The organism is Paenibacillus sp. DRB1-1 (assembly GCF_052119485.1).
GTDB classification, from domain to species: Bacteria; Bacillota; Bacilli; order Paenibacillales; family Paenibacillaceae; genus Paenibacillus; species Paenibacillus polymyxa_B.
Map to the genome: position 1 here is coordinate 2,410,011 of NZ_JBODQH010000001.1, position 9,990 is coordinate 2,420,000.

Below are 9,990 nucleotides of genomic sequence, written 5' to 3' on the forward strand. Positions count from 1 at the left end.
ACGCGGTTTGCCCCCGTGTTTGTATTAATCCTATACCTCCGTCAGATGTTTATCCAACGGTCACGAACACAAAAAAACGCACCACACCGCTATCCAACGGTAAAGTGCGTTTCAGTCATACTTGCTACAAATCCATATGCAGCAAGGAAATTATTAAACTGACGGAGAGGATGGGATTCGAACCCATGTGAGCTTGCACTCTAACGGTTTTCAAGACCGCCCCGTTATGACCGCTTCGGTACCTCTCCAGGTGGTAAATGTATAAAGCTGCTTCCCTTTTAAACATACTCAGGCGCAACAAAATTATTTTACCACAGGACTTCTAAGAATGCAACACTTACTGTTTAGGAGCAATAACCTCAATGCCTCGCATGTATGAACGCAACACTTCTGGGATCACGATGCTTCCGTCCTCTTGCTGATAGTTCTCCAAAATAGCAGCCACAGTCCGCCCTACAGCCAATCCTGAACCGTTCAGCGTATGTACAAATTCAGGCTTTGCCTTCGAATCTGGACGAAACCGGATGTTCGCACGACGCGCTTGGAAGTCTTCCGTATTTGAACAAGAAGAAATCTCGCGGTACATGCCACTCTCAGGCAACCATACTTCCAGATCGTACGTTTTGGCAGACGTAAAACCCATATCTCCAGTGCAAAGTGCCAGCACGCGATATGGAAGTCCGAGCAGCTGTAAAACACGCTCAGCGTTATTCGTCATTTTCTCCAATTCCTCATAAGAGGTATCCGGGTGAACCAGCTTAAGCATCTCTACCTTATTGAACTGATGCTGACGGATCAGGCCACGTGTATCACGTCCTGCTGATCCTGCCTCCGAGCGAAAGCAAGAGCTGTATGCCACATAATATTTCGGAAGCTGCTCCGCATTCATAATCTCTTCACGATGGTAGTTCGTTACCGGAACTTCAGCCGTAGGAATGAGATAATACTCAGTATCACGCAGCTTGAACAAATCTTCTTCAAACTTCGGAAGTTGACCCGTTCCGTACAAACTATCCCGATTTACAATGTATGGAGGAAGCATTTCTTCATAACCATGCTCACTGCTGTGCAGATCCATCATAAAGTTAATCAGCGCACGCTCTAATCTTGCTCCCAATCCTTTGTAGAACGTAAAACGAGAACCCGTTACCTTGGCTGCTGCCTCAAAATCAAGAATATCTAGATCCTGAGCCAATTCCCAATGCGCTTTGGGTGTAAAAGAAAACTCGCGCGGCTCCGACCAGCGACGGATTTCTACATTATCCTCTTCCGATGCGCCTACAGGTACTGTTTCATTCGGAATATTCGGAATGGACATCACCAGTTCGTCGATCTGTACTTCCAGTTCGCGTACTTGCTCATCTAATTCTTTGATACGATCGGAGACTTGACGCATTTCTGCAATAAGATCATCCGCATTTTCCTTATTCTTCTTCAACTTGGCTACTTCACCGGATACCACGTTCCGACGATTTTTGAGCCCTTCGCTTTCTTGAAGTAACTCACGACGGCTTACATCCAGATCTGTAAAACCATTAATCAGATCCAGAGATTTCCCCCTGTTCTGCAAGGCTTTCTCAACCCGACCAAGCTCATTACGTAAAATCTTTATATCTAACACAGGTAATCCCTCCTACACTACAAACCTGACTTTCCACTATTCGCGAACCATATCCACAAAATATTGATGTAACCGGTAATCGTCTGTTAACTCCGGATGGAAGGATGAAGCCAGCAAATGACCCTGACGGGCTGCCACGATCTCGCCGTTATACTCAGACAGCACATCTACTCCCGTTCCAACAGACTGTATTAAGGGCGCGCGTATAAATACAGCACGAACCGGTTCCTCAATCCCTTTAATGTTCAAGTCTGTTTCAAAGCTTTCTCTTTGGCGACCAAATGCATTACGCGATACTGTAATATCCATGAGTCCCAAATGTGCTTCTTCCTGTCCTTGAATCGTTTTAGCCAGTACAATCAATCCCGCGCAAGTACCAAATACAGGCTTGCCTTGATTGGAAAACTGACGTACAGCCTCTATAAAATTATACTTGCGCATTAGCTTACCGATAGTGGTACTTTCACCACCGGGAATGATAAGACCGGACAGCTCATCGAGCTGTTCGATCTTCTTCACCGCTATACCTTCCGCACCCGCACGTTCAACGCTTCGTATATGTTCAGCTACAGCGCCTTGCAGCGACAATACACCTATTTTCATGCCGGTCCCTTCTTTCTTACCAACCACGATCCTGCATGCGCTCATGCGGTGCCAGTTTGGAAATTTCAATGCCTTTCATAGGAGTTCCCAAATTCTTGGAGACTTCTGCAATCAGCTTGTAATCCGTATAATGAGTGGTCGCTTCCACGATTGCACGTGCAAACTTCTCAGGGCTATCCGATTTGAAAATACCAGAACCTACAAAGACGCCATCAGCGCCTAAATGCATCATTAACGCGGCATCGGCAGGTGTCGCTACACCACCCGCTGCAAAGTTCACCACAGGCAGCTTGCCAAGCTCATGCACTTCCAACAGCAGTTCATAAGCAACTCCGAGGTTTTTCGCTTCTGCATACAGCTCGTCCTTCGACAAGTTTTGCACCTTGCGAATTTGACCATTGATAAAACGCATATGCCGAACGGCCTCAACAATATTTCCAGTTCCCGGTTCGCCCTTCGTACGGATCATAGATGCACCCTCACCAATACGACGCAGCGCTTCTCCCAGATCCTTGGCCCCACAGACAAATGGAACGGTGAACTCACGCTTATCAATATGGAAAACTTCATCCGCAGGTGTCAGCACTTCGCTCTCATCGAGATAGTCAACACCGAGAGATTCCAGTACCTTTGCCTCTACAAAGTGACCGATGCGAGCCTTAGCCATAACAGGAATAGAAACAACCTTCATAACTTCTTCCACAATCGTTGGGTCAGCCATACGAGCGACCCCACCAGCTGCACGGATATCCGAAGGCACCCGTTCAAGAGCCATTACAGCTGTAGCTCCTGCTGCCTCTGCAATTTTAGCCTGCTCAGCGTTCATGACATCCATGATTACGCCGCCTTTTTGCATCTCTGCCATACCTCTTTTTACACGCGAAGTTCCCGTTTCCATATCGTTGCCTCCTGTAAGGGTTACGTTTAGATTCTAACTTAATATTTTACCGCACGAATGCCAAATACACAATCATTTCAAGCTGCAAAATAAGTAATGAAAAACAAGATAGGTCACTTAGCTTTGCTTTTTTAGAAGAGGTTCTTAATTCCTTGGAACAGATCTCCGAAGAAATCACCGATTGCCCGGAAAAGCATTCGGAACCAGCCGCCCTCTTCTACTGCCGTCGTAGTAACCAGATCAACGGTTTTCGTCTGCCCTTTATCCACACCGTCTGTCTTGTACGTGTACGTAATTGTTCCGACTTTGGCCCCTTGCTTCAAAGGTGCCACCAGAGAGCTTGCTGGTGTAATGTTCGTTGTAAAGGTTACCTTAGGATTACTCGCACCCTTAGGTACAATAAAGCTTACTGCATCCTTGGTGACGATCGGTACTTCTGTTTCCGTACCTTTGGTCACAGGCACATTCTCAACACCCTTAACCACCGTCTTTGGAGCAACAACCTGCTTCACTTCAAAATTATCAAAACCATAGTTCAGCACTTTAGCTGTCTCTGTAAAACGGTGTGCATCTGAATCAGCCCCCATAACTACACTGATGAGACGCACTCCGTTGCGTTCAGCGGTTCCTGTAAAACAGTTGCCAGCATTAGCCGTATGGCCTGTTTTCATCCCGTCTAAACCTGGGTAAGCAAACTTTCTAAAGTTAGTAATATTTTTGTTTGCTTCTAGCATCCAGTTATAGTTAATAATCGGCGCCTTGTCAGTAGGACGGAATTTGTAAGATTGAATTGTCGTAAATCGTGTGTAATCCGGATGATCTTTAATGATGTAACCAGCCAGAGTAGCTGCATCTCTCGCTGTCATTACAGTTTCCCGGTCTGTATCCGGCTGGAAGCCTTTCGGCATATCACCACGGTCCAAACCAGTCGAATTGATAAAATACGTATTTTTCATGCCCATTTTCTGAGCTGTTTCATTCATTAGTTTTACAAAGTCCTGCTCGGTTCCGGATACGCGTTCAGCAAGGGCTACTGTTGCGTCATTAGCAGAACCTACCGCCATTGCAATATAAAGCTCTTCTACCGTATGTTGATCCCCTTGAGCCAAAAAAATACGTGATCCAATGCTCTTAGAAGCATTCTCGTTAACCGTAACCTTATCCGTCCACTTGAGTTTACCTTGCTTAACCTGTTCAGCCACGATGTATTCTGTCATCATTTTAGTCATACTTGCTGGTGGAAGCGGTTCATCTGGATTCATAGACAGCAATACTTGCCCAGTGGAAGGCTCGATCAAAATGGCGGAACGTAGTGCCAGACTAGGGGGGTTAATAGAACCTGTCCCCGTAATATTGGTTGCCTGTATTGCCGCCCCAGCTGCAAAAGTAGCCACGCTCGGATCGAAATTGCCTACAACAGGCAATGCCGACATATACATCATATTAAGCACCATGACTGCAGTCACACTCTTTTTAATCATGCTGCGTTTTGTATTTTGCTTTAAATTGTTCGCTTTCAAATGAATACAAACTCCTCTCGTACCTCAACCCGATCCGCTATATATAACGAGACGGTGGTTACAGCCTCTACTTGGCCAATGTAATTAATGTTTTAATGTTATAAAATCCAGTTTTATTTCGTTGTCTTAGTTGTATCCTGTCATGAGCATTTCCTGCTCGAATCTTCTTCACTGGTAGGAATCGTCCAAAAGACCTACGTGCCCTAATTCATCACTAATTTCTTCATAAAGGCGGACACTTGTCTATTCTATCACAGGGGTATCTCTAAAAAAAGACAGGCAGAGCGAAATACGCTCTGCCTGTCGTCAAGTCTACTACAGCCGAACTTTATAGAGAGTAGTTTGGTGCTTCTTTCGTAATTTGCACATCATGCGGATGGCTCTCACGCAGACCAGCACCTGTAATACGGATAAAGCTTGTATCGTTACGAAGCTCCTCAATATTAGCTGTACCGCAATAACCCATACCAGAACGAAGACCGCCCAACAGCTGATGAACAGTGTCGGAAAGTGGTCCTTTATAAGCAACACGTCCTTCGATGCCTTCCGGTACCAATTTCTTGTCGTCATCTTGGAAATAACGATCTTTACTACCTTGCTTCATCGCAGCCATAGATCCCATGCCACGATATACTTTGAAGCGGCGTCCTTGATAAATTTCAGATTCGCCTGGGCTTTCTTCCGTACCTGCAAAAAGACTTCCCAGCATTACCGCAGAAGCCCCTGCCGCAATGGCCTTTGTAATTTCACCGGAGTATTTAATACCGCCGTCTGCAATAATCGGAATATTATATTCACGTGCTACTGTTGCACAATCATAAATTGCTGTTACTTGTGGAACACCAATCCCTGCGATTACGCGTGTTGTACAGATGGAGCCTGGACCAATACCGACTTTTACGACCGATGCTCCAGCTTCAATCAATTCGCGCGTTCCGTCACCAGTAGCTACATTACCTGCTACAATCGTCAGATCAGGATAAGCTTCACGCAGCTTGCGGACTGCTTCAATAATGTTAATATGATGCCCGTGAGCAGAGTCCACGACAATCATATCCACACCAGCTTTTACAAGTGCTTCAGTCCGATCAAATGTATCCTTGGAAATGCCGACAGCCGCACCGACCAGAAGACGCCCTTGTGCATCTTTCGCTGCGTTCGGAAATTGAATAGCTTTCTCAATATCTTTAATGGTAATAAGACCTTTGAGATAATTTTCATCATCGACCAAAGGAAGCTTTTCAATTTTATGCTTTTGCAAAATGACTTCCGCTTCCTGTAAAGTCGTGCCTACAGGTGCAGTTACCAGTTCTTCCTTCGTCATGACTTCACTGATTTTAAGGTTAAAATCGTGAATAAAGCGAAGATCGCGGTTAGTAATAATACCCACCAGTTTGTTTTCTTCGTTTACAACAGGTACACCAGAAATACGGTATTTACCCATAACTGCTTCAGCATCGGATACCAAATGATCCGGAGTCAATGAGAATGGATTGGTGATAACACCGCTCTCCGAACGTTTAACCCGATCCACCTCTACCGCTTGCTGTTCAATCGACATATTTTTATGAATAATACCGATACCGCCCTCACGAGCCATCGCGATTGCCAACACTGCCTCAGTAACAGTATCCATACCAGCACTCATCAAAGGAATATTCAGCTTTACGTTATCACTCAAACGAGTCGCCACGCTTACTTCTTTGGGCAGAACCACCGACTTGCGAGGTACCAGCAAAACATCGTCAAAGGTAAGGCCTTCCTTACCGAATTTATCTTCCCACACCAAGATGATCCTCCTTCAAATTGTTTAGTCTGTATTGGTCTTGTTGTCTGTCCGACATGGACAAATCAAGGCTCTCTGAAAATATATTATTGCAATCTTAGCAAAGCGGTATAGGGGTGTCAAGCCTTCATCAATAGCCCTAACCTTTAGTATTTCCCTGTACAAACAACTGTACTCCTACGAAGGACAACCTTTAAAAATAAGCGTTTCCAAAGGTAATAACTATTCACAAGAGTATATCTCCTCTTTGAATGCACAGCATAGAAGCAATCATATAGGTGGTTTGTACCGTAATATACCAAAGAGGACCATGATCTCATTGAGATCATGGTCCTCTTTACTTGTTGCTTGGCGACGTCCTACTCTCCCAGGACCCTGCGGTCCAAGTACCATCGGCGCTGGAGGGCTTAACGGTCGTGTTCGGGATGGGTACGTGTGGAACCCCTCCGCTATCGCCACCAAACATGAATTTGCTGTGCAAATTCTACCGTACGGTTATTCGGTTCATCACTTATCGTGTGAATGAATAGCCATGCGCTTGTCGTATGTCACTTGTACATACCTTCAAGGTTACACCCTGAAAACTGGATCCGAAACTCATTTGCGTTTTATTTTTAGGATAAGCCCTCGACCGATTAGTATTGGTCAGCTCCATGCATTACTGCACTTCCACCCCCAACCTATCTACCTCGTCGTCTTCAAGGGGTCTTACATACTGGGAAATCTCATCTTGAGGGGGGCTTCACGCTTAGATGCTTTCAGCGCTTATCCCTTCCGTACATAGCTACCCAGCGGTGCTCCTGGCGGAACAACTGGTACACCAGCGGTACGTCCATCCCGGTCCTCTCGTACTAAGGACAGCTCCTCTCAAATTTCCTACGCCCACGACAGATAGGGACCGAACTGTCTCACGACGTTCTGAACCCAGCTCGCGTACCGCTTTAATGGGCGAACAGCCCAACCCTTGGGACCTACTTCAGCCCCAGGATGCGATGAGCCGACATCGAGGTGCCAAACCTCCCCGTCGATGTGGACTCTTGGGGGAGATAAGCCTGTTATCCCCAGGGTAGCTTTTATCCGTTGAGCGATGGCCCTTCCATGCGGTACCACCGGATCACTAAGCCCGACTTTCGTCCCTGCTCGACTTGTAGGTCTCGCAGTCAAGCTCCCTTCTGCCTTTGCACTCTTCGAATGATTTCCAACCATTCTGAGGGAACCTTGGGGCGCCTCCGTTACTCTTTAGGAGGCGACCGCCCCAGTCAAACTGCCCACCTGACACTGTCCTCGCACCGGATCACGGTACCAAGTTAGAACCTAGATACGATCAGGGTGGTATCCCAAGGATGCCTCCCTTCAAGCTGGCGCTCAAAGTTCTACGGCTCCCACCTATCCTGTACAGATCGTACCCAAATTCAATATCAAGCTGCAGTAAAGCTCCATGGGGTCTTTCCGTCTTGTCGCGGGTAACCTGCATCTTCACAGGTATTAAAATTTCACCGGATCTCTCGTTGAGACAGCGCCCAAGTCGTTACGCCATTCGTGCGGGTCAGAATTTACCTGACAAGGAATTTCGCTACCTTAGGACCGTTATAGTTACGGCCGCCGTTTACTGGGGCTTCGGTTCATAGCTTCGCCCCGAAGGGCTTACCACTCCCCTTAACCTTCCAGCACCGGGCAGGCGTCAGCCCGTATACTTCGCCTTGCGGCTTCGCACAGACCTGTGTTTTTGCTAAACAGTCGCTTGGGCCTTTTCACTGCGGCCCCCTCGGGCTATTCACCCTACCGAGGCACCCCTTCTCCCGAAGTTACGGGGTCATTTTGCCGAGTTCCTTAACGAGAGTTCTTCCGCGCGCCTTAGAATTCTCTTCTCGCCTACCTGTGTCGGTTTGCGGTACGGGCACCTTCTCCTGGCTAGAGGCTTTTCTTGGCAGTCTGAGATCATGACCTTCGCTACTACAATTTTCGCTCCCCATCACAGCCCAGCCTTACGATGTGCGGATTTGCCTACACACCAGCCTCACTGCTTAGACGGACATCCATCAGTCCGCGTCACTACCCTACTGCGTCACCCCATCGCTCATAACGGATTACGGTGGTACAGGAATTTCGACCTGTTGTCCTTCGACTACGCCTATCGGCCTCGCCTTAGGTCCCGACTTACCCTGAGCGGACGAACCTTCCTCAGGAACCCTTAGGCTTTCGGCGGATCTGATTCTCACAGATCTTTTCGTTACTCATACCGGCATTCTCACTTGAATGCAGTCCAGCGCTCCTTACGGTACACCTTCAACCCGCATTCAACGCTCCCCTACCCCTGATGCAAGCATCAAGCCATAGCTTCGGTGGTGTGTTTAGCCCCGTTACATTTTCGGCGCAGAGTCACTCGACCAGTGAGCTATTACGCACTCTTTCAATGGTGGCTGCTTCTAAGCCAACATCCTGGTTGTCTGTGCAACTCCACATCCTTTCCCACTTAACACACACTTGGGGACCTTAGCTGATGGTCTGGGCTGTTTCCCTTTCGACAATGGATCTTAGCACTCACTGTCTGACTCCCGGAACTAAATCTATGGCATTCGGAGTTTGACTGAGCTTGGTAACCCTTGCGGGCCCCGCACCCAATCAGTGCTCTACCTCCACGATTCTTCTTTCCGAGGCTAGCCCTAAAGCTATTTCGGGGAGAACCAGCTATCTCCGGGTTCGATTGGAATTTCTCCGCTACCCCCACCTCATCCCCGCATTTTTCAACATGCGTGGGTTCGGGCCTCCAGTGCGTGTTACCGCACCTTCACCCTGGACAGGGGTAGATCACCCGGTTTCGGGTCTACGTCCACGTACTCAAGTCGCCCTATTCAGACTCGCTTTCGCTGCGGCTTCAGCTCTTCACCTTAACCTTGCACGGGAACGTAACTCGCCGGTTCATTCTACAAAAGGCACGCCATCACCCATAGATCGGGCTCTGACTTCTTGTAAGCACACGGTTTCAGGATCTATTTCACTCCCCTTCCGGGGTGCTTTTCACCTTTCCCTCACGGTACTGCTTCACTATCGGTCGCCAGGGAGTATTTAGCCTTGGCAGATGGTCCTGCCGGATTCATACGGGGTTTCACGTGCCCCGCACTACTCGGGATCCGTCTCGGAGAGAACAAGTTTTGAACTACAGGGCTTTTACCTTCTCTGGCGGGCCTTTCCAGACCTCTTCATCTAACCGGTTCCTTTGTAACTCCATGTGAGACGTCCCACAACCCCAAGGAGCAAGCTCCTTGGTTTGGGCTAATCCGCGTTCGCTCGCCGCTACTGACGGAATCACTATTGTTTTCTCTTCCTCAGGGTACTTAGATGTTTCAGTTCCCCTGGTCTGCCTCTATTCTGCCTATGTATTCAGCAGAAAGTGACTGTCGATGAAGACAGCCGGGTTTCCCCATTCGGACATCCCCGGATCAAAGCTTGCTTACAGCTCCCCGAGGCCTTATCGTTGTTCGCCACGTCCTTCGTCGGCTCCTGGCGCCTAGGCATCCTCCGTGTGCTCTTTGTAGCTTAACCTAGTATTTACATGGTAAAT

At 47.8% G+C, this 9,990-nt stretch carries 5 protein-coding genes, 1 tRNA gene and 2 rRNA genes; all 8 read right to left on the reverse strand.

Annotated elements, in window-relative coordinates; translation table 11 throughout:
* Nucleotides 1–162 precede the first annotated feature (162 nt).
* Nucleotides 163–248 (reverse strand) — tRNA-Ser (locus ACQW03_RS10720).
* 89 nt (nt 249–337) lie between these two features.
* Nucleotides 338–1,621: a serine--tRNA ligase gene (gene serS / locus ACQW03_RS10725; protein ID WP_025720034.1), complete on the reverse strand. Its 1,284-nt coding sequence runs from the start codon at nt 1,619–1,621 to the stop codon at nt 338–340.
* Nucleotides 1,622–1,657: 36 nt separating this feature from the next.
* Entirely contained in the window at nt 1,658–2,224 is a 567-nt protein-coding gene (pdxT, locus tag ACQW03_RS10730) for a pyridoxal 5'-phosphate synthase glutaminase subunit PdxT (protein WP_053324339.1), read from the reverse strand.
* A 16-nt stretch (nt 2,225–2,240) separates the two neighbouring features.
* Complete coding sequence (gene pdxS / locus ACQW03_RS10735) at nt 2,241–3,122, reverse strand: pyridoxal 5'-phosphate synthase lyase subunit PdxS (protein ID WP_025720037.1); 882 nt, start codon at nt 3,120–3,122, stop codon at nt 2,241–2,243.
* 131 nt (nt 3,123–3,253) lie between these two features.
* Entirely contained in the window at nt 3,254–4,642 is a 1,389-nt protein-coding gene (locus ACQW03_RS10740) for a D-alanyl-D-alanine carboxypeptidase family protein (protein ID WP_441949644.1), read from the reverse strand.
* A gap of 328 nt (nt 4,643–4,970) precedes the next feature.
* Nucleotides 4,971–6,428 carry an IMP dehydrogenase gene (gene guaB / locus ACQW03_RS10745; protein ID WP_013308172.1) on the reverse strand — a complete coding sequence of 486 codons (1,458 nt, stop codon included), beginning with the start codon at nt 6,426–6,428 and terminating at the stop codon, nt 4,971–4,973.
* Between the two features lie 346 nt (nt 6,429–6,774).
* A 5S ribosomal RNA gene (rrf, locus tag ACQW03_RS10750) occupies nt 6,775–6,891 on the reverse strand.
* A 152-nt stretch (nt 6,892–7,043) separates the two neighbouring features.
* Nucleotides 7,044–9,971: ribosomal RNA gene (locus ACQW03_RS10755) — 23S ribosomal RNA — on the reverse strand.
* Between the last annotated feature and the right edge of the window lie 19 nt (nt 9,972–9,990).

Excerpts from the sequence above, each read along its gene's own strand:
- pdxT (WP_053324339.1), bottom strand. The coding sequence starts at position 2,224 with ATGAAAATAGGTGTATTGTCGCTGCAAGGCGCTGTAGCTGAACATATA.
- pdxS (WP_025720037.1), bottom strand. The coding sequence starts at position 3,122 with ATGGAAACGGGAACTTCGCGTGTAAAAAGAGGTATGGCAGAGATGCAA.